The organism is Kitasatospora sp. NPDC053308, from assembly GCF_055585785.1.
The window spans coordinates 333259-352518 of record NZ_JBVJJY010000001.1 but is presented as its reverse complement, the minus strand read 5'-3'; the positions used below and the strand labels follow the sequence as shown (position 1 = coordinate 352518).

Below are 19260 nucleotides of genomic sequence, written 5' to 3'. Positions count from 1 at the left end.
CGCGCCCGGGGGGCGGGGTCGGCGGCGGGACAGCTCCGGACCAGCGTCGCACGATCGGACGATCCAGGCATTTCGGACGTCCGCCGTACCACCGCCGCCCCGGCCGCACCACCGGGACGACCCGTCCGTCAGGCCCGCAGCACGACCTTTCCGACCTGCTCCCCGGCCTCCAGCACCCGGTGCCCCTCGCCCGCGTCGGTCAGCGGCAGCACCCGGTCCACCACCGGCTTCACCACCCCGGACTCGACCAGCGGCCACACGTGCTCGCGCACCGCCGCCACGATCGCCGCCTTCTCCGCCAGCGGCCGCCCGCGCAGGTTGGTGGCGATCACCGCCGCCCGCTTGCGCAGCAGGGCGTTGAGGTCGAGCTCGCCCTTCACCCCGCCCTGCAGTCCGATGATCACCAGCCGTCCGTTGACCGCCAGTGCGTCCACGTTCCGCTGCAGGTACTTGGCGCCCATGATGTCCAGGATCACGTCCGCCCCGGCCCCGCCGGTGGCCTCCTTGAGCACCTCGACGAAGTCCTGCTCGCGGTAGTCGATGACGATGTCCGCGCCCAGCTCGGCGCACCGCGCCAGCTTCCCGGTGCTGCCCGCGGTGACGGCGACCCGCGCGCCGACCGCCTTGGCCAGCTGGATCGCCATCGTCCCGATGCCGCTGGCACCGCCGTGCAGCAGCACGGTCTCGCCGGGCCGCAGGTGCGCGGTGAGGAAGACGTTGGACCACACCGTGCAGGCGACCTCCGGCAGCGCCGCGGCCTGCTCCGGGCCCAGCCCAGCGGGCAGCGGCAGCAGCTGCCCGCTGGGCACCGCGACCCGCTGCGCGTAGCCGCCGCCGGACAGCAGTGCGCACACCTCGTCGCCGACCGCCCAGCCGGACACCCCCGGCCCGAGCGCGACGATCCGCCCGGCGCACTCCAGCCCGGGGTAGGGCGAGGCGCCGGGCGGCGGGTTGTAGAAGCCCTGCCGCTGGAGCAGGTCGGCACGGTTGACGGCGGTGGCCGCCACCTCGACCAGGACCTCGCCCTCGCCGGGCACCGGATCGGGCACCTCGGCCCACACCAGTGCCTCGGGGCCGCCGGGTACGGGAATCGTCATCGCATGCATGCCCCGAACCTACTGCGCGTCACGGCAGTTCGGAGATCAGGCCCCGCCCGGCCCGCCGACACCGGGCCGGTCGGCCGACCTGATGACGATCACCCGGTCGGTGAGCTGCAGCACGGCGGCCTCCGGCTCGGTGTAGTTGAGCACCCGTCGACCGCGGACCACCGCGACCACCAGGTCCTCGCACGCCCGCGGGCTGTGCCCGGCCTCGGCCCGGGTGACCGGCCGCTCCACCACGTCCAGCCCGTTGCCGTACGTCAGCAGGTCCTCCATCACCGCGCCGGCGTGCGGGCTGAGCATCGACAGCCCGAGCAGCCGTCCGGCCGAGCTGGAGCTGGTGACCACCACGTCGGCGCCGCTCTGCCGCAGCAACGGGGCGTTCTCGTCCTCCCGCACGGCGGCGACCACGGTGGCGCCCTTGTTCAACTGCCGCGCCGTCAGCGTCACCAGTACGGCTGTGTCGTCCCGTTCCGGCGCGACCACCACCCGGGTCGCCGTGGCGAGGCCGGCCCGCACCAGCGTGTCGGTGCGGGTGGCGTCGCCGACCACCCCGACCAGGCCGTGCTGCGCGGCCTGCTCGATGACCTTGCGCTGCGGGTCGACGACGACGATCTCCTCCTTCTTCACCCCTTGGCCGAGCAGGGTGTCGACGGCGCTGCGGCCCTTCGTCCCGTACCCGATGACGACGGTGTGCTCGCGCACGGTGGACCTCCAGCGGTTCAACCGCCATTGCTGGCGGGTCCGTTCGGTGAGCACCTCCAGCGTGGTGCCGACCAGGATGATCAGGAACAGCACGCGCAGCGGGGTGATCACGAAGATGTTGGTGAGCCGGGCGGTGTCACTGAACGGCGTGATGTCGCCGTACCCGGTGGTGGAGAGCGTGACGGTGGCGTAGTACGCCGCGTCGAGGAAGCCGACCCCGCCCCCGGCGTTGTCGTTGTACCCGTCCCGGTCGGCGTAGACGATCAGCGTGGTGGCGACCAGGACGGCGAGCGCCAGCAGCAGCCGCGAGCCGACCTGCCGTACGGCGGGTTCGGCCCGGCGGGCGGGCAGCACGATCCCGGCGTCCGCCCACGGCTCGGTCCCCGGTGCCGCAGCGCGCCGCCGCCGGCTCACCCGGCCGCCCCGGCCCCGCGGCGCGTCCTCACGGGACCTCCAGCAGTTCGACCGTCTCCCCCGCCGCCGCCCCGCCGGGCGGGACCACGGCCAGCGCCTCGGCCCGGGCGAGCCCGCGCAGCATGGCCGGTCCGTCGAAGGCGAGCGGGACGACGCCCTGCGCGGTGCGCCGGACGGGCTGCAGCCGGGTGTCCGCCGGGTGTCCGGACAGCGCGGCCGCGGCGGGCGCGAGGACGGGGGCGCCGCCGGTGCGCCCGCTGCGGGCGTGCAGCAGCGGCAGGGCCAGGGTGACCATCCCGGCGACGGCGGCCAGCGGATTGCCCGGCAGGCCGACCAGGTGACGCCCGCCGGGCAGTTCGGCCAGCAGCATGGGGTGCCCGGGCCGGACGGCGACGCCGTCCACCAGCAGCCGGGCGCCGGCCTCGTCGAGCGCCCGATGCAGGAAGTCGACCGGGCCGGCGGCCGTCGCGCCGGTGGTGACCACGATGTCGGCGGTGGAGTGCCGCAGGGCGTCCCGGAGCAGCCCGAAGTCGTCCCGCACGTGCCGCACTTCGGCGACCTCGGCACCGGCGGACCGCAGCCAGGGCGGCAGCAGCGGCCCGAGCGCGTCCCGGACCAGACCCGGCCCGGGGATCCCCTCGGCGAGCAACTCGTCTCCCAGTACGAGGAGTTGCGCCACGGGTCGGCGGTGCACGACCAGCCGGTCGTGACCGCAGGCCGCGGCCAGGCCGAGCACGGCCGGCCCGACCGGGGTGCCCGCCGGCAGCAACTCCTCGCCCCGGTGGCACTCCTGGCCGCGCGGCCGGACGTCCTGGCCGGTGGTCAACCGGCGCGGTTCGCGGTCGCGCAGCAGCGTGCCGTCGGCGAGTCCGTGCTCGCGGCGCAGGACGGCGGTGGCGCCGGACGGCAGCCGGGCGCCGGTGGCGATCTCCACCGCGGTGCCGTCGGCCAGCGGCGCCGGCTCGGTCGCACCGGCCAGCACACGGCCCGCCACCCGCCACGGGCCCGGCCCGGCGACCGCCCACCCGTCCATCGCGGAGGTGTCGAAGGCGGGCAGGTCGGTCAGCGCGCGCAGCGGCTCGGCGAGGGTGTGCCCGAGCGCCTCGGCCAGCGGCAGCCCGGTGCCGGGCAGCGGGCGCAGCCCGGCCCGGCGCGCGGTCTCGCGGGCCCGGGGCCAGCCGAGTGCGGCGGGGCGGGTCGACGGGGCGGCCACGGCGGTCTGCCCGACCGTGCTCACCGCTCGCCCGGCCGGTCGGCTGTGCCCCACCCGTCGGCGAGGGCCGCGGTCCGCCGGGCGGCCGCGGCGACCGCCTCCGGGCCGCCGCCCTGCTGGGCGGCCGCGTAGCCGATCAGGAAGGCGGTCAGCGGCGCGGCCGGCCGGGCCACTCCGTGCGCGACCACCCGGGCCAGGTCGAGCAGACCTCGGACGTCCACGTCCAGGTCGATGCCCAGGTCGGCCTTGACCTCGGCGATCCAGTCATCCAGCGTGCGCTCCATGCGCCCATGCTGCCTGATCGGCGGTTTCCCGGGAGTGTTCGGGCCGTGTGCGGGGCGCGTCGTTTCCCTCACAGGCCGCCGACGGGCACGGTGAGACCCGGTTCCGACGCCGTCTCACCTCCGGTCGCGCTCCCGGGCCCGCTCCAGGTCCTCCCAGGTGTCGCAGTCGTACGCGACGTCGTCGGTGTCGGCGACCCGCAGCCGGGCCAGCCCGCCGACCAGGCGGCGCAGCGGCTGCCCCGCAGGCTCGCCGAGGGTGGCCAGCGCACCGCGCAGCGGGGCGGTGCGGTACGCGGCGGCGAGCGGCTGGTCGCGCCCGCCCGCGTCGACCAGCACGGCGGCGTCCGCGCCCGCCCCCGCCCGGTCCAGCGCGCCGGCCAGCCGTTCCACCGTCCGCCGGTCCAGGAACGGCAGGTCGGCGGCGAGCAGCAGCACGGTGTCCGCGGTGACCAGGTCGAGTCCGGCGGCGACGGCGGCGACCGGGCCGCCACCGGGAGGCCGTTCCCTGGTCCAGCGGACGCCGGGCCGCCCGGTGGGCCGGGTGGGGCCGACCACGACGGTGGTGCGGGCGCCCGCGCAGGCGGCGAGCACCCGGTCGAGCAGAGTGGTCCCGCCCACGGTCAGGCCGGGCTTGTCGGCTCCGCCGAGGCGCCGGGCGGCGCCACCCGCCGGAACGATCACGTCGTACGGCGTCATGCGGCCAGTATCGGCCCTGCCGCGGTGGTCCGGGGGCGGGCCGGCGGAGCCGGGGCCTCAGTCGGTCGGGTCGTCCTCGACGATCTCCGCGTCCACGATCTCCGCGTCCTCGGAGGGCTGCTGCGCCGCCGCCCGGGCGGTGTTGGCCTCCGCGCCGAGGTCGAGGATGGCCGGCAGCGTCAGCTCCCCGTACCGCTCGTTCATCGCGGTGACCAGGGCCTCCGGGTCGTCCGGGTGCACGGCCAGCAGCCGGTCGAAGTCCTGCAGGTACTCGGCGGTGAAGGCGAGCACCCGGGCGGCGTCGTCGCCCTGGTCGGGGGCGCGGTGCCCGGCGATCACCCGGTCCACGCCGAGGTCGGCGATCCGGCGGAGGTTGTGCCCCCAGGTGACGCGCTGGGCCGGGGTGGTGTCGGCGGTCCAGACGTGGGTGCCGTTGTAGGCGAAGTCCCCGGCGATCACGGTCCGGATGCTCGGCACGTGGACGACGGTGGAGTTCCCGCAGTCGCCCTGGCCGAGCAGCAGGACGGGGATCACCTGCCGGTCCAGCATGAGCGGCTGCGGCAGCAGCGGAGCGGGGACCAGCGGGTGGTCCGGGATGTCGTCGCCGTACACCGGCTTCCACTGCGCGACCTTGGCGGCGGCGGTGCGCAGGATGCCCTCGACCACCGCCGGGGCGGCCAGCAGCTGCGCGTCGGGGAAGAGCTTCAGCACCTCCTCGGCGCCGAAGTAGTGGTCCGGGTGCTGGTGGGTGACCACGATGGCGAGCAGTCGGCGGCCCTTGCCCGCGACCCACTCGGCGAGTTCGCGTCCGGCGCTGCGGGTGAGCTGGGCGTCCACCAGGATCGCGGTCCGCTCGCCGAGGACCAGCGTGGAGGTGGCGAAGAAGGCCGACTCGGGGCCGGTGAAGACGGCGACCTCCAGCGGCCGGGCGGCCCGCTCGGTCTCCGCGGACGGCTCGGGCGAGGCGTCCGCACGCTCCGCGCCGGCGCTGTCCTCGGGCGGGGACGACGTCACGGGCTTGCTCCCTCTGCTCGGCGGTCGGATTTCCTGCGCCCTACAGCATGGGAGTACCGGTGCCCGATTCGGCGGAAGGCGCGCCCGGCGGGGCACGCCTTCCGCTTCGCGTCACGCCGCGACCCGGACGGCGAGCTCCTTGGCCCGGCGGGCCGCCTGCTCCAGGGCGCGGGCCTTGGACTCGGCGGCGTTCGGGATGAAGTCGGCAAGCGCCGGAACGACCGGCGCCATGGTGAACTCGGGGACGATGAAGTCGACCTCCAGCCCGAGCTCGCCCAGCACCTTCCCCAGGTAGGTGGTGACGAACTCGTACGGCTCGCGCGGGGCGCCGGGCGCGTACGAGCCGCCGCGGGAGGCGACCACGGTGACCGGGGTGCCCTTGGCGGACGGTGCCTCGCCGGCGGTGCGGCCGAGCAGGATCACCTGGTCCAGCCAGGCCTTGAGGGTCGACGGGATCGTGAAGTTGTACATCGGGCTGCCGATCAGCACGGCGTCGGCCCTCTCCAGCTCGGCCATCAGCTCCTCACGCAGCGCGAAGGCGGCGGCCTGCTCGGCGGTGCGGGCCCCGGCCGGGGCGAATCCGCCGATGATGCCGTGCGCGTCCAGGTGCGGGACCGGGGCGGCGGCGAGGTCCCGGTAGATCACGGTGCCCTCGGGGTGCTGGGCCTGCCAGGCGGCCCGGAAGGCGGCGGTGACCTCGCGGGAGACGGAGCCGTCGGCGACCGCGGACGAGTCGATGTGCAGAAGCGTGGGCATGGCGGACCTCCAGAGAATAAGTTGCTGCTCTTTTCGCTGCAGCTGAAAGTACGGTAGCAGCTTACTTTTCTGCAGTCACTAGTGACGGGTCGAGTACCCTGGAGCCATGGCCCAGGACCAGGTAGTGACCGACGGAGCAGCGACCGCCCCCGATCCCTGCGGCGCCGTACCCGAGGGCGCCTGCCAGAACGTCGACCTGGCCCTCGGCCGGGTCTTCACCCTGCTGGGCAAGCGCTGGACGGGCATGCTGCTGGGCGTGCTGAACAACGGCGGCCAGGCCTACTTCTCCGAGCTGCGCCGCGCCGTCCCCGGCATCAGCGAGCGGATGCTCTCCGACCGGCTCACCGAACTGGCCGAGGCCGGGCTGGTGGTCCGCGAAGTCGACGCCGGCCCGCCGCTGCGGGTCAGCTACCGCCTCACCGAGGGCGGCATCGCGCTGAAGCCCGCGCTGCACGAGCTGGCCGTCTGGGCCGACCGCTACCTGCCGGAGAGCGCCCTCAAGGGCGGCTGCTGAAGCCGGCCGGCCCTCCCCCGGACATGCCGAGGGGCCCGCCCGCTGTCACCAGCGGACGGGCCCCTCGCTCGGACTCCTCTTCTCGGCGCTCCGGCGCCTCAGCGCTTCGCGGCGCCGCGCAGCCGGGCCAGCCGGTCGGACAGACCCCAGGTGGTCACCCGCCACAGCGCCTCGACCACGATGTTGCGGCTCATCTTGGACGCGCCCAGCTCGCGCTCCACGAAGGTGATCGGCACCTCGGCGACCTTGAATCCGGCCTTCACCGTGCGCCAGGCCAGGTCGACCTGGAAGCAGTACCCAGCCGAGGCGACCTCGTCCATGCCCAGGCCCAGCAGCGTCTCCTTGCGGAAGGCCCGGTAGCCGCCGGTGACGTCCTTGATCGGCACGCCCAGCATCAGCCGGGAGTAGGTCGAGCCGCCGCGCGAGAGCAGCAGTCGCGACTTCGGCCAGTTCACCACCCGGCCGCCCGGCACCCAGCGGGAGCCCAGCACCAGGTCGGCGCCGCGCAGGGCGCCCAGCAGCCGGTCCAGCTCCTCGGGCTGGTGCGAGCCGTCGGCGTCCATCTCGACCAGGACGTCGTAGCCGTTGTCGATGCCCCAGCGGAAGCCCGCGAGGTAGGCGGCGCCCAGGCCCTCCTTGCCCTTGCGGTGCATGACGTGCACGTTCGGGTCCTCGACGGCCAGCTTGTCGGCGAGCTCGCCGGTGCCGTCGGGGCTGTTGTCGTCGGCGACCAGCACGTGGGCCTCGGGCACCGAAGCGCGCACCCGACCCACGATCCGCTCGACGTTCTCCGCCTCGTTGTAGGTCGGGATGATCACCAGGACCCTGCCGAGATCAGCAAAACTCTGCTGGTTCACGGTCACGTACAAACCTCTCGGCCGAAGGCGGGGAATCTCGGAGCACCGTCGCCCGCACCATGGAACGCGGCTCCACCGGCAGCCCTCCGGCGGGGTGACCACGGTGGGGGACTGCGCGCAGGGCGGAGACTACTGCGTCCTGGCATCCTACTACCGAGCCCGGGAACCACCGGTCCGACCGAGGCACTCCCACCGGATGCCCACCGTTTCCCCGTGGGTGACACCGTTCGGCTAGGGTCGATGCCCTTGCCCGTGCCCGGACCGCCCGCAGCGCCGGGCCCGCCCCCGGCTATCCGGCACACCGGCCCAGACCGCGAAGGAGTAGGACCGCGCGCATGGACAGGCTCGTCAACACCGTCCGCCCGTACGCCTGGGGGTCGCTCACGGCCCTGCCCGAACTGCTCGGGCAGCAGCCGACCGGGGAACCACAGGCGGAGTTGTGGATGGGCGCCCACCCCGGCGACCCCTCCCGCGCCGACCGGGGGGACGGCCCGCGCCGACTGGACGAGCTGATCGCGGCCGACCCCGAGGGCGAGCTGGGCGCCGCGACCGTGGCCCGGTTCGGCCCGACCCTGCCGTTCCTCTTCAAGGTCCTCGCCGCGGGCACCCCGCTGTCGATCCAGGCCCACCCCACGATCGAGCAGGCCCGCGCCGGCTTCGCCGCCGAGAACGCCCTCGGGATCCCGCTGGACGCCCCCGAGCGCAGCTACCGCGACGCCAACCACAAGCCCGAAATGATCTGCGCCCTGGGCGAGTTCGAGGGCCTCTGCGGGTTCCGCCCGGCCACCGGGGCGGCCGAGCTGATGGCCCGGCTCTCGGTGCCCGAGCTGGACCCGCTGATCGCCCTGCTGGCGGCCGAGGACGAGACCGCGGCGCTGCGCGGCACGCTGGCCGCCATCCTCACCATGGACGACGAGACCGCCCTGCGGGCCGTCCGGGCGACCGCGTCGGCACTGGCGGAGCACGACACCGGTGGTCCGGACCGGTCCTACGCCCCGTACGCCCGGATCGCCAAGGACTTCCCGGACGACCGAGGGCTGCTCGCCGGCCTGCTGCTCAACCACTTCCGGCTGCGGGCCGGCGAGGCGCTCTACCTGGGCGCCGGGGTGCCGCACGCCTACCTGTCCGGCGCCTGCGTCGAGCTGCAGGCCAACTCCGACAACGTGCTGCGGGCCGGCCTCACCCCGAAGCACATCGACGTGCCGGAGCTGCTGAAGGTCGTGGTCTTCGAGTCCGGCGCCCCCGCGGTGCAGACCCCCGTCGAGGTCGAGGCCACCCCCGGCGAGGAGCTCTACCCCGTCCCGATCGACGAGTTCCGGCTCTCCCGCTTCGTGCTGGACGGCGTCGAGCGCGCGATCGACGGCCGCACCCCGCAGATCCTGCTCTGCACCGAGGGCACCGCCCGCCTCACCGCCGCCGACGGCACCGTCCTGGACCTCGGCCGCGGCCAGTCCGCCTTCCTCCCCGCCACCGGCACCCCGACCCGCCTCACCGGCACCGGCACCACGCTCTTCCGGGCCACCGTCACCCTCTGACACCCCACCGCTCCGACGGCACGACACCACGACGCCACGACGCGCCGCCGGGCGTGGGCCCGTTCGGGTGGGGCCGGCCCGGCCGGGGTCGGGCTCGAACGAACCGCTGTCCGTACGGTCAGTCCCGGGTCATGTCGACGAAGCGCGAGTAGTGGCCCTGGAAGGCCACCGTGATGGTCGCGGTCGGACCGTTGCGGTGCTTGGCGACGATCAGGTCCGCCTCGCCCGCGCGCGGGGACTCCTTCTCGTAGGCGTCCTCGCGGTGCAGCAGGATGACCATGTCGGCGTCCTGCTCGATCGAGCCGGACTCACGCAGGTCGGAGACCATCGGCCGCTTGTCGGTGCGCTGCTCGGGGCCACGGTTCAGCTGGGAGAGCGCGATGACCGGGACTTCCAGTTCCTTGGCCAGCAGCTTGAGGTTACGGGACATGTCCGAGACCTCCTGCTGGCGGTTCTCGGCCCGGCGGGAGCCGCCGGACTGCATCAGCTGGAGGTAGTCGATGACGATCAGCTTGATGTCGTTGCGCTGCTTGAGCCGGCGGCACTTGGCGCGGATCTCCATCATCGACAGGTTCGGAGAGTCGTCGATGAACAGCGGCGCCTCGCTGACGTCGGGCATCCGCCGGGCGACCCGGGTCCAGTCGTCGTCCGTCATGTTCCCGGAGCGCATGTGGTGCAGCGCGACCCGGGCCTCGGCGGAGAGCAGGCGCATGGCGATCTCGTTGCGCCCCATTTCGAGCGAGAAGATCACGCTCGGCAGCTTGTGGTGGATCGAGCAGGCCCGTGCGAAGTCCAGCGCGAGGGTGGACTTGCCCATCGCGGGACGGGCGGCGATGACGATCATCTGGCCGGGGTGCAGGCCGTTGGTGAGCTGGTCGAAGTCGGCGAAGCCGGTCGGCACGCCGGACATCTGGCCGTTGCGGGAGCCGATCGCCTCGATCTCGTCGAGCGCGCCCTCCATGATGTCGGCGAGCGGCGCGTAGTCCTCGTTGGTGCGCTGCTCGGTGACGGCGTAGATCTCCGCCTGGGCCGCGTTGACGATCTCGTCCACGTCGCCCTCGGCGGCGTAGCCCATGCCGGCGATCCGGGTGCCCGCCTCGACCAGGCGACGCAGCACGGCACGCTCGTGGACGATCTGGGCGTAGTACTCGGCGTTGGCCGCGGTCGGGACGGAGTTGACCAGGGTGTGCAGGTAGGAGGCGCCGCCGACGCGCTGGAGCTCGCCGCGCTTGGTCAGCTCGCCGGCCACGGTGATCGGGTCGGCCGGCTCGCCCCGGGCGTAGAGGTCGAGGATCGCGCCGTGGATCATCTCGTGCGCGGGCCGGTAGTAGTCGGCCGGCTTGAGCACCTCGACCACGTCGGCGATGGCGTCCTTGGACAGCAGCATGCCGCCGAGGACGGACTGCTCGGCCGCGAGGTCCTGCGGGGGGACGCGCTCGAAGCCGTCCACGCCGCCCTCGCCGTCGCCCTCACCGCGCCGCTGCCAGCCGCCGTCCCGCTGGCCGCCCTCGCGCGCCGAGCCGCTCCGGCCGCCCTTGCCGCCCTGGAAGCCGCCCTTCTGGAAGCCGTCGCGGCCACCGCCCTGGCCGCCCTGGCCACTGCGGCTGCGCGAGACCGGGAGCCGGTCACCGGGGCCGTCCGGGAAGGGGGCGTCGTCGAAGGCACCGGCCGGGAAGGGGTCCTCGGCGTTCTGCCAGTCCTCCTCCGGCGGCGGGGCGTCGTGGTCGTCGTACTGGGGGCCGGTCACGCGTGTTCCCCGATCAGCGAGTGGTGCGAGTTGGAGCGGGCCTTGCCGGTGGCTGGGTGGAGCGGATCCGCTCCTCTTTGTACGCCACGGCTCCGACAAATCGGACGCCGGGGCGCTGGGAGTGTCGGGCGGACGGCCCACGCTAAGGCGCCGGACGCCCTTGCGCCAAGACGGTTATCCACAGGGGGTGTGGATGAGTGGCCCGGGCCTGTGGAGAACTGCCGCAAAGCTGTGGACACCCCTGTGGACGTCCCTGTGGATAACCGGACGATCGATCCACCGTCAACTTGCTGACCTGGTATTACCTCTTCCCGGGCCTGTGCATGAGAAATTCTTCACACACCTCCGAACGGCTGTGGGCACCAAGCGGACGAGCGGCATCGCTCAAGATTTCGAGTAATGGTTGCATGGGCCTTCCGTCCATTACCTGTGGATGAGTAGCCTGGAGCCCATGACCGCCTCGCCGCCCCACGACACCCGGCCGGCCCCCGCCCGGCGCCGGCACGACCGGGAGATCCTCTCCCTGGCCGTCCCGGCCTTCGGCGCGCTGGTCGCCGAACCGCTGTTCCTGATGGCCGACTCGGCGATCGTCGGGCACCTCGGCACCCCCCAGCTGGCCGGGGTCGGCGTCGCCTCGGCCGCGCTCACCACCGCGACCGGCGTGTTCGTCTTCCTCGCCTACGCCACCACCGCGGCGGTCGCCCGCCGGATCGGCGCCGGGGACCGCCGGGGCGCGGTGCAGCAGGGCGTGGACGGCATCTGGCTCGCCCTAGGCCTGGCCGTCCCGGTGGTCCTGGCCGCCCTGCTGGCGGCCCCGTGGGTGGCCGAGGTCCTGGGCGCCTCGCCGACCGCCGCGCCCTACGCGGTGACGTACCTGCGGATCAGCTCCCTGGGCATCCCGGCGATGCTCATGGTGCTGGCCGCCACCGGCGTGCTGCGCGGCCTCCAGGACACCCGGACACCGCTGGTGGTGGCCGTCGCGGGGTTCACCGCCAACATCGGCCTGAACGCGGGCCTGGTGTACGGGGCCGGGCTCGGGGTGGCCGGCTCGGCCTGGGGCACCGTGCTCGCGCAGACCGGGATGGCCGCCGCCTACCTGGTCGTGGTCGTCCGCGGCGCCCGCCGGGAGCGGGCCTCGCTGCGGCCGGACGCGGCGGGCATCCGGGCCAGTGCCAGGGCCGGCGGCCCGCTGCTGGTCCGGACGATCAGCCTGCGCGCGGTGCTGATGATCGCCACCGCGGTGGCCGCCCGGCTCGGCGACGACCAGGTGGCCGCGCACCAGATCGCCATGACGCTGTTCAGCTTCCTGGCCTTCGCGCTGGACGCCATCGCGATCGCCGGGCAGGCCATCATCGGCCGCTACCTGGGTGCCTCGGACGTCCCCGGCGCCAGGGCCGCCACCCGGCGGATGGTCGAGTGGGGCATCGGCTCGGGGGTGGTGCTCGGCCTGCTGGTGGTCGCCGCCCGCCCGCTGTACGTCCCGCTGTTCACGCCGGACCCGGCCGTCCACGCCCAGCTGGACACCGCCCTGCTGCTGCTCGCGCTCAGCCAGCCGGTGGCCGGCCTGGTCTTCGTCCTGGACGGCGTGCTGATGGGCGCCGGGGACGGCCCGTACCTGGCCCGGGCCGCGCTCGCGACCCTGGCGGTGTTCGCCCCGGCGGCCTTCGCCGTCCCGGCCGCCGGCGCCGGGCTGGCCGGGCTCTGGTGGGCGATGAACCTGTTCATGCTGGTCCGCGCCGCCTTCCTGGTCGCGCGGGCGCGCGGCGGCAAGTGGCTGGTCACGGGCGCCGTGCGCGGCTGAGGCGTGGCTGACGGACACGCCTCGGGGCGTACCTTCCCGCCCGCCTGCCGCGGGAACGACCGAGGGCCGGACTCCGGGAGGAGTCCGGCCCTCGGGCCACTGCTACGGAACTCAGGCAGCGACGACCGCGATGTCCAGGTTGGCCTGGACGTCGGAGTGCAGCTTGACCGAGACCTTGTGGGTGCCCACGGTCTTGATCGGCGAGGCGATCGCGACGGCGCGCTTGTCCACCGACGGGCCGCCGGCGGCCTTGATGGCCTCGACGACGTCGGCCTGGGTCACCGAGCCGAACAGACGGCCGGCGTCGCCCGAGCGGACGGCCAGCTTGACCTGGACGCCCTCGAGCTGACCCTTGACCTCGTTGGCGGCCTCGAGGGTCTGGATCTCGTGGATCTTGCGGGCGCGACGGATGGCGTCGACGTCCTTCTGACCGCCCTTGGTCCAGCGGATGGCGTAGCCACGCGGGACCAGGTAGTTGCGGGCGTAGCCGTCCTTGACCTCGACGACCTCGCCGGCGGAGCCGAGACCCGGCACCTCGTGCGTGAGGATGATCTTCATTACTCGGTCACCCTCTCTTAGCGCGCGGTGCTGGTGTAGGGCAGCAGCGCCATCTCACGGCTGTTCTTCACGGCCGTGGCGACGTCACGCTGGTGCTGGGTGCAGTTGCCGGTGACCCGGCGGGCACGGATCTTGCCGCGGTCGGAGATGTACTTCCGCAGCAGGTTCGTGTCCTTGTAGTCAACGTAGTTGACCTTGTCCTTGCAGAAGACGCAAACCTTCTTCTTCGGCTTGCGAGCAGGCGGCTTCGCCATTGTGTGCTCCATTTGGGGTTCACGGCCCGGCGGGCGTCCGGGGACGCCGGCGGCCGGGCCGCACGAAATCTGTCAGCTCTTAGAACGGGGGCTCTTCCGAGTAGCCGCCGCCACCACCGGACGGGGCACCCCAGCCGCCGCCCTGGTTTCCACCGGAGGGGGCGCTGGAGGCCCAGGGGTCCTCGGAGGGGCCGGACTGGCCGCCGGAGTTGCCACCCCAGCCGCCGCCCTGCTGGCCGCCACCGCCGCCCCAGCCGCCACCGCCCTGGCCGCCGCCCTGCTGGCCGCCGAAGCCGCCACCGGGGCCGCCGGACCGGTTGGCCCGGGTGACCTTGGCGGTCGCCGACCGCAGGCTCGGGCCGACCTCGTCGACCTCGACCTCGAAGACCGTCCGCTTCTCGCCTTCCTTGGTCTCGTAAGACCGCTGGCGCAGTCGGCCCTGCACGATGACGCGCATGCCGCGCTGCAGCGACTCGGCCACGTTCTCCGCCGGCTGCCGCCAGACGTTGCACGTGAGGAAGAGGCTCTCGCCGTCCTTCCACTCGTTCGTCTGACGGTCGAAGGTGCGGGGGGTGGACGCGATGCGGAACTTCGCGACCGCCGCACCCGACGGGGTGAAGCGCAGCTCGGGGTCGTCGACGAGATTGCCGACGAGGGTGATGACGGTCTCGCCTGCCATGGTGGTGATGACCTCTCGGGAAGATGTCCGTTCACCGCTGTTTCACGTGAAACAGCGGACGCGAGCTACCCGAGACCCGAAGGCCTCAGAGGTGGCTCAGTGGGTGTCCGGGCGCAGGACCTTGGTCCGCAGAACCGACTCGCTCAGGCCCATCTGGCGGTCGAGCTCCTTGACGACCTCAGGCGTGGCCTTCAGGTCGATGACCGAGTAGATGCCCTCGGACTGCTTGTTGATCTCGTAAGCCAGACGGCGACGACCCCAGGTGTCGACCTTCTCCACCTTGCCGCCGCCGTTGCGGACGACAGTGAGGAAGTTCTCGATCAGGGGGGAGACAGCGCGCTCCTCGACCGACGGGTCGAGGATCACCATCACCTCGTAGTGACGCATGGGTAACCCACCTCCTTTGGACTCAACGGCCACGGTCTCTCCGTGGCAGGAGGGTTGTGCGTAGCGTCGGCACCGGAGCAGTGACGACTCCGGCCCACCGTAGCGGGCGGGTCCGACAGTCGGGCCCCGTCCACCCGGAAGGGGGTGTCACCCGGAAGAGGGCGCAAGGGGGCACAACTACACCAGTGCAGACGGCACAGCCTACCCGCACCCGTACGGCCGAACAAAACGCATAGGGGTTGTGAGAGCGACCCAAGCACCGCAATCTGGACGGAACGGGATTCCTGCCCGTTCGTCTCCACGCCAGGAGGTGGGACTCATGGCCCAGTCCGTCCACCGCATGCCCGCGCTCACGCTGAACACCGACGGCCACCCGCACCCCCGCGAGAACACCCTGGTCGCCCTCACCGCGGTCCTGGGTGTGATCGCCTTCACCACCTCGTTCTTCTACAACCTGCACGTGCTGACCTCGTGGACCGGCCTGGCCGGCATCGTGACGGGGCTCTACGGCATGTTCGTCTCGGTGACCACCGCCGAGCGCTTCGTCCTGATGATCACGCTCGGCGCGTCCGCGCTCGGCTTCTACCTCGGGGTCGCCCGCGGCGGCCTCTGGGGCTGAGCCGGCCCCCGCGGAACGGCCCCGCCGGGCGCGTCCGGAACCCTCGGCGCCCCCTTCGCGTATCTGCAAGGAGACAGGTACGCGAAGGGGGCGCCGTCGTGCCCGCCCACGACGGACGCCCGGGCCCCGGACGATAAGGTCAGCCCGAGAACCCGGGGCCCACCGCAGCCCGACCGACGAGGAGCACCGAGCAATGAGCCTGCGCCTGAGGACGATCACCCGCGAGGAGCACCTCGCCTTCATCAGGAGCCGCGCCTCGGCCAGCCACATGCAGGTGCCGTCGTGGGGCGACGTCAAGGCCGAGTGGCGGTCCGAGTCGATCGGCTGGTTCGACGACGCCGACCAGATCGTCGGCGCCGGCCTGGTGCTCTACCGCCAGCTGCCGAAGCTCAAGCGGTACCTCGCCTACCTGCCCGAGGGCCCGGTCATCGACTGGTTCGACCGGGACCTGGACCGCTGGCTCTCCCCGATGCTGGCGCACCTGAAGGCGCAGGGCGCGTTCTCGGTGAAGATGGGCCCGCCGGTGGTCATCCGCCGCTGGAACGCCCCCACCATCAAGGAGGCCATCGCCGGCAAGCAGGCCAAGCGCCTGCGCGACGTCGAGCCCGACTGGTACGAGGCGCGCGCCTTCGAGGTGGCCGACCGGCTGCGCAAGTCGGGCTGGCTGCAGGGCGAGGACGGCGGCGCCGGCTTCGGCGACGTCCAGCCCCGGTACGTCTTCCAGGTGCCGCTGGCCAACCGCTCGCTGGACGACATCCACAAGAACTTCAACCAGCTGTGGCGCCGCAACATCAAGAAGGCCGAGAAGAGCGGCGTCGAGGTGTTCCAGGGCGGCTACGACGAGCTGCCGATCTTCCACCAGCTCTACCTGGTCACCGCCGAGCGCGACCGTTTCACCCCGCGCCCGCTGTCCTACTTCCAGCGCATGTGGAAGGCCCTCACCGCCGAGGACCCGAACCGCATGCGGCTGTACATCGCCTACCACGAGGGCGAGCCGCTGGCCGCCACCACCATGCTCGTGGTCGGCGAGCACGTCTGGTACTCCTACGGCGCCTCGGCCAACCACAAGCGCGAGGTCAAGCCGTCGAACGCCATCCAGTGGCGGATGATGCGCGACTCCTACGCCCTCGGCGGCGGGGTGTACGACCTGCGCGGCATCAGCGACACCCTGGACGAGAACGACCACCTGTTCGGCCTGATCCAGTTCAAGGTCGGCACCGGCGGCCAGGCGGCCGAGTACCTCGGCGAGTGGGACTTCCCGCTGAACAAGCTGCTGCACAAGGCCCTCGACCTCTACATGTCCCGCCGCTGAGGAGGCTGACCCGATGACGCTGTCGCTCTACCTCGACACCGAACGCTGGCGCACCCACCAGCGCTCCGTCCTCGCCGAGTTCCCCGGCCTGGTGCCGGTCGCCAAGGGGAACGGCTACGGCCTGGGCAACCACCGGCTGGCCGAGGAGGCGACGCTGCTGGGCACCGGTGTGCTCGCCGTCGGTACCGCGTACGAGGCGGCCGACGCCGCCGAGTGGTACGGCGGCGAGCTGCTGGTGCTCACCCCGTACCGGGTCGGCGAGGAGGTGCTGCCGCTGCCGCACGCCCGGGTGATCCGGACGGTGGCGAGCGTGGACGCGCTGCGGTCGCTGCACGGCGCCCGGGTGGTGCTGGAGTGCATGACCACCATGCGCCGGCACGGCGTGAGCGCGGCCGACCTGCGCACCGTCGCCGCCGAGCTGGAGGGCGTCGCCTTCGAGGGCCTGGCGCTGCACCTGCCGATGGACCGGCCGGACGGCTCCAGCCCGGTCGAGGAGGTCGCGTACTGGGTGGACACCGCCCGCGCGGCCGGCGTCCCGGTGCACACCGTGTTCGTCAGCCACCTCGGCGCGGCCGGCATGGAGCAGCTGGCCCAGCGCTACCCGCAGACCGTCTTCCGGGCCCGGATCGGCACCCGGCTCTGGCTGGGCGACCACGCCGCGCTGGAGGTCCGGGCCACCGTCCTGGACGTCACCCCGGTGAAGAAGGGCGACCGCTACGGCTACCGCCAGCACCCGGCGCCGACCGACGGCCACATCCTGGTGGTCGCCGGCGGCACGGCGCACGGCATCGGCCTGGAGGCGCCCAAGTACGTGCAGAGCATGGGCGCGCGGGCCAAGGGCATCGCCCGGGCCGGCCTGGCGACGGTCAACAAGACCAAGTCGCCGTTCCACTGGGCCGGCAAGCAGCTCTGGTTCGCCGAGCCGCCGCACATGCAGGTCTCGCTGCTGTTCCTGGACGGCGAGACCAAGCCCCCGGCGATCGGCGAGGAGCTCGGCCTCCAGGTCCGCCACACCACCACGCACTTCGACCGCGTGGTGGACCGCTAGGCCCACCCCTTCGCCGGGCCGGCCCTCACCGGGCCGGCCCTCACCGGGCCGGCCTCCACCGGGCTCACGCCCGGTTCACGGCTTCTCGGCCGGCTCCGGCGGGTGCGGCTCGCTGAGCCACTGCTCGGGGCCGGCCGGCGCGTACGCGGCGTAGCTCTCCTCCTCGCGCAGCCGCCGAGCGGTGCCCAGCACGAACACGTCGGGGGCGCGGTCCAGCACCCCGCCGGAGGGGTCGTCGCTGCCGTCCCAGCGGACCGGGTCGCGGTCCGGGTACAGGACGTCGCGGACGACCAGGGTGACCAGGTACAGCGTGCCGACCAGGTGCAGCCCGATCGCGAAGTGGTACCAGGCCTCGCCGATCCCGTGCTGCTTGGGCCCGGTGACGAAGCCCAGGTGGGACCAGATGCCCAGGGTGTAGAGCACCTCGCAGGCCTGCCAGATCAGGAAGTCCCGCCAGCGGGGCCGGGCCAGCACCGCGAGCGGCAGCAGCCAGAGCGCGTACTGCGGCGAGTACACCTTGTTGACCAGCACGAACAGCGCGACCACCAGGAAGGCCAGCTGGGCGAGGCGCGGCCGGCGCGGCGCCGAGAAGCCGAGCCACGCTATGGCCAGGCAGCCCAGCACCATCAGCACGCCGATGACGAGGTCGAGGTCGGCCAGTCCGACGCCGCGGATCTGCATCAGGATCAGCCAGAACGAGCCGTAGTCCTCGCCGCGGTGCTTGCTGAACACGTAGAAGGTCGACCAGCCCTGCCAGTTGGCGAGCATGATCGGCAGGTTGACCACCAGCCAGGAGCCCACCGCACCGCCCAGCACGGCCCGGAACGCGCGCCACTTGCCGGCCCGCCAGCAGAGCACCAGCAGCGGCCCGATCAGCAGCAGCGGGTAGAGCTTGGCGGCGGTGGCCAGGCCGATGAAGACGCCGGCCCAGCCGGGACGGGAGCCGGCCCACCAGGCCATCGCCACGGCGGCGAGCGCGACCGCGAGCAGGTCCCAGTTGACCGTGCCGTTGAGCAGCAGGACGGGCGCCAGCGCGAACAGCAGGGCGTCCCAGGGGCGGCGCCGGTGGGTCCGGGTGAGCGCCACCACGGCGACCACCGCGCAGGCCATCAGCAGTCCGGCGTTGATCGCCCAGAACCACTGCTCCTGGCTCTGCTGGTCACCCCCGCCGGGCGTCAGCCAGGCCGCGACCTGCATGAACAGGCCGGTCAGCACCGGGTACTCCAGGTACTGCAGGTCCCCCGAGGAGCCCGGGATCCGGTCCACGTACGGGTGCAGCCCGGCCGCGAAGCCCCGGCCGGAGAACAGGTGCGGGATGTCGCTGTAGCAGGCGTGGATGTACTGCGGCGAGCCCGGCTGGAACCAGGCCTGCTGGTAGCAGGGCAGCTTCTGCACCATGCCGAGCACCGAGACCACGATCACCGCGAGCGCCAGGAAGCGCGCCGGGATCCACCAGGAGACGCCGAGCAGCGCCCGGCGTCCGGGCGGCCCGCCGATCACCTCGCTGCCGGCCGCCGCCACCGGGTCCTCGTCGGCCGGGACGACCACGGTGTTGGCCGGCGGCGCGGCCGCAACGACGGCAGCCGGGGGTGGCCCTGCGGCGGCGCCGGGCCCCACCGGGCCGGCGGTTTCGTCACGATCGCTCGACGTCATGCCGGACATCCTGCCGCACCATCCCCGCCGGGACGAGGAGCACCCCGCGACGGTCTGCGGCGGTCCGCGGCGGCCGGGGCCGCGAACCGTGACGAAAACGGCGGTGGCGGCCCT

18 protein-coding genes and 2 pseudogenes are annotated in these 19260 nt (G+C 73.2%); 6 read left to right on the top strand and 14 right to left on the bottom strand.

From position 1 onward, the window contains the following. Nucleotides 1–128: 128 nt before the first annotated feature. The 7 genes and pseudogenes from ACZ6Y7_RS01625 to ACZ6Y7_RS01595 all read right to left on the bottom strand — a co-directional run bounded on the left by ACZ6Y7_RS01625 (nucleotide 129) and on the right by ACZ6Y7_RS01595 (nucleotide 6182). Entirely contained in the window at nucleotides 129–1106 is a 978-nt protein-coding gene (locus ACZ6Y7_RS01625; protein ID WP_465755861.1) for an NAD(P)H-quinone oxidoreductase, read from the bottom strand. Nucleotides 1107–1142: 36 nt separating this feature from the next. Beyond that, nucleotides 1143–2219, bottom strand: a complete 1077-nt coding sequence (locus ACZ6Y7_RS01620; protein WP_465755860.1) for a potassium channel family protein — start codon at nucleotides 2217–2219, stop codon at nucleotides 1143–1145. Nucleotides 2220–2247: 28 nt separating this feature from the next. After that, entirely contained in the window at nucleotides 2248–3456 is a 1209-nt protein-coding gene (locus ACZ6Y7_RS01615) for a molybdopterin molybdotransferase MoeA (RefSeq protein ID WP_465755859.1), read from the bottom strand. Continuing rightward, nucleotides 3453–3734: pseudogene (locus tag ACZ6Y7_RS01610) on the bottom strand (DUF6457 domain-containing protein); the annotation flags it as partial. The gene ACZ6Y7_RS01615 and the pseudogene ACZ6Y7_RS01610, both read right to left, overlap by 4 nt. A 108-nt stretch (nucleotides 3735–3842) precedes the next feature. Further along, a pseudogene (mobA, locus tag ACZ6Y7_RS01605) lies at nucleotides 3843–4412 on the bottom strand (molybdenum cofactor guanylyltransferase); the annotation flags it as partial. A gap of 57 nt (nucleotides 4413–4469) precedes the next feature. Further along, nucleotides 4470–5426, bottom strand: coding sequence for an MBL fold metallo-hydrolase (locus tag ACZ6Y7_RS01600; protein WP_465755858.1), 957 nt, complete (start codon nucleotides 5424–5426; stop codon nucleotides 4470–4472). 111 nt (nucleotides 5427–5537) lie between these two features. Then, a complete protein-coding gene (locus tag ACZ6Y7_RS01595) occupies nucleotides 5538–6182 on the bottom strand; it encodes an FMN-dependent NADH-azoreductase (RefSeq protein ID WP_465755857.1) in 645 nt (214 codons plus the stop codon). 106 nt (nucleotides 6183–6288) lie between these two features. Here ACZ6Y7_RS01595 and ACZ6Y7_RS01590 point away from each other — a divergent pair, with 106 nt between their 5' ends. Further along, complete coding sequence (locus ACZ6Y7_RS01590; RefSeq protein ID WP_465755856.1) at nucleotides 6289–6696, top strand: winged helix-turn-helix transcriptional regulator; 408 nt, start codon at nucleotides 6289–6291, stop codon at nucleotides 6694–6696. 98 nt (nucleotides 6697–6794) lie between these two features. Here ACZ6Y7_RS01590 and ACZ6Y7_RS01585 read toward each other — a convergent pair whose 3' ends face one another. Further along, on the bottom strand, nucleotides 6795–7559 hold the full coding sequence (locus tag ACZ6Y7_RS01585; RefSeq protein WP_465755855.1) for a polyprenol monophosphomannose synthase: 765 nt from the start codon (nucleotides 7557–7559) through the stop codon (nucleotides 6795–6797). A gap of 329 nt (nucleotides 7560–7888) precedes the next feature. Here ACZ6Y7_RS01585 and manA point away from each other — a divergent pair, with 329 nt between their 5' ends. Then, nucleotides 7889–9088 carry a mannose-6-phosphate isomerase, class I gene (manA, locus tag ACZ6Y7_RS01580; protein ID WP_465755854.1) on the top strand — a complete coding sequence of 400 codons (1200 nt, stop codon included), beginning with the start codon at nucleotides 7889–7891 and terminating at the stop codon, nucleotides 9086–9088. A gap of 118 nt (nucleotides 9089–9206) precedes the next feature. Here manA and dnaB read toward each other — a convergent pair whose 3' ends face one another. After that, complete coding sequence (gene dnaB / locus ACZ6Y7_RS01575; protein WP_465755853.1) at nucleotides 9207–10835, bottom strand: replicative DNA helicase; 1629 nt, start codon at nucleotides 10833–10835, stop codon at nucleotides 9207–9209. A gap of 451 nt (nucleotides 10836–11286) precedes the next feature. Here dnaB and ACZ6Y7_RS01570 point away from each other — a divergent pair, with 451 nt between their 5' ends. Continuing rightward, nucleotides 11287–12636 (top strand): MATE family efflux transporter, encoded by a 1350-nt coding sequence (locus tag ACZ6Y7_RS01570; protein WP_465755852.1) that lies wholly within the window; start codon nucleotides 11287–11289, stop codon nucleotides 12634–12636. 111 nt (nucleotides 12637–12747) lie between these two features. On the opposite strand, the gene rplI is transcribed toward ACZ6Y7_RS01570, so the two are convergent. The 4 genes from rplI to rpsF form a co-directional block, all read right to left on the bottom strand. Continuing rightward, nucleotides 12748–13194, bottom strand: a complete 447-nt coding sequence (rplI, locus tag ACZ6Y7_RS01565) for a 50S ribosomal protein L9 (RefSeq protein ID WP_402223738.1) — start codon at nucleotides 13192–13194, stop codon at nucleotides 12748–12750. 17 nt (nucleotides 13195–13211) lie between these two features. Next, nucleotides 13212–13448, bottom strand: coding sequence for a 30S ribosomal protein S18 (rpsR, locus tag ACZ6Y7_RS01560; protein WP_030059640.1), 237 nt, complete (start codon nucleotides 13446–13448; stop codon nucleotides 13212–13214). Between the two features lie 79 nt (nucleotides 13449–13527). After that, entirely contained in the window at nucleotides 13528–14127 is a 600-nt protein-coding gene (locus ACZ6Y7_RS01555; protein WP_465755851.1) for a single-stranded DNA-binding protein, read from the bottom strand. Between the two features lie 96 nt (nucleotides 14128–14223). Beyond that, on the bottom strand, nucleotides 14224–14514 hold the full coding sequence (rpsF, locus tag ACZ6Y7_RS01550) for a 30S ribosomal protein S6 (RefSeq protein ID WP_030233085.1): 291 nt from the start codon (nucleotides 14512–14514) through the stop codon (nucleotides 14224–14226). A 319-nt stretch (nucleotides 14515–14833) separates the two neighbouring features. Between rpsF and ACZ6Y7_RS01545 the strand changes: the two genes are divergently transcribed. The 3 genes from ACZ6Y7_RS01545 (at nucleotide 14834) to ACZ6Y7_RS01535 (ending at nucleotide 17493) form a co-directional block, all read left to right on the top strand. Next, a complete protein-coding gene (locus ACZ6Y7_RS01545; protein WP_465755850.1) occupies nucleotides 14834–15133 on the top strand; it encodes a hypothetical protein in 300 nt (99 codons plus the stop codon). 193 nt (nucleotides 15134–15326) lie between these two features. Beyond that, complete coding sequence (locus tag ACZ6Y7_RS01540) at nucleotides 15327–16445, top strand: lipid II:glycine glycyltransferase FemX (protein WP_465755849.1); 1119 nt, start codon at nucleotides 15327–15329, stop codon at nucleotides 16443–16445. Between the two features lie 13 nt (nucleotides 16446–16458). Continuing rightward, on the top strand, nucleotides 16459–17493 hold the full coding sequence (locus ACZ6Y7_RS01535) for an alanine racemase (RefSeq protein WP_465755848.1): 1035 nt from the start codon (nucleotides 16459–16461) through the stop codon (nucleotides 17491–17493). A 75-nt stretch (nucleotides 17494–17568) separates the two neighbouring features. Here ACZ6Y7_RS01535 and ACZ6Y7_RS01530 read toward each other — a convergent pair whose 3' ends face one another. After that, complete coding sequence (locus tag ACZ6Y7_RS01530) at nucleotides 17569–19146, bottom strand: glycosyltransferase family 87 protein (RefSeq protein ID WP_465755847.1); 1578 nt, start codon at nucleotides 19144–19146, stop codon at nucleotides 17569–17571. Nucleotides 19147–19260 lie beyond the last annotated feature (114 nt).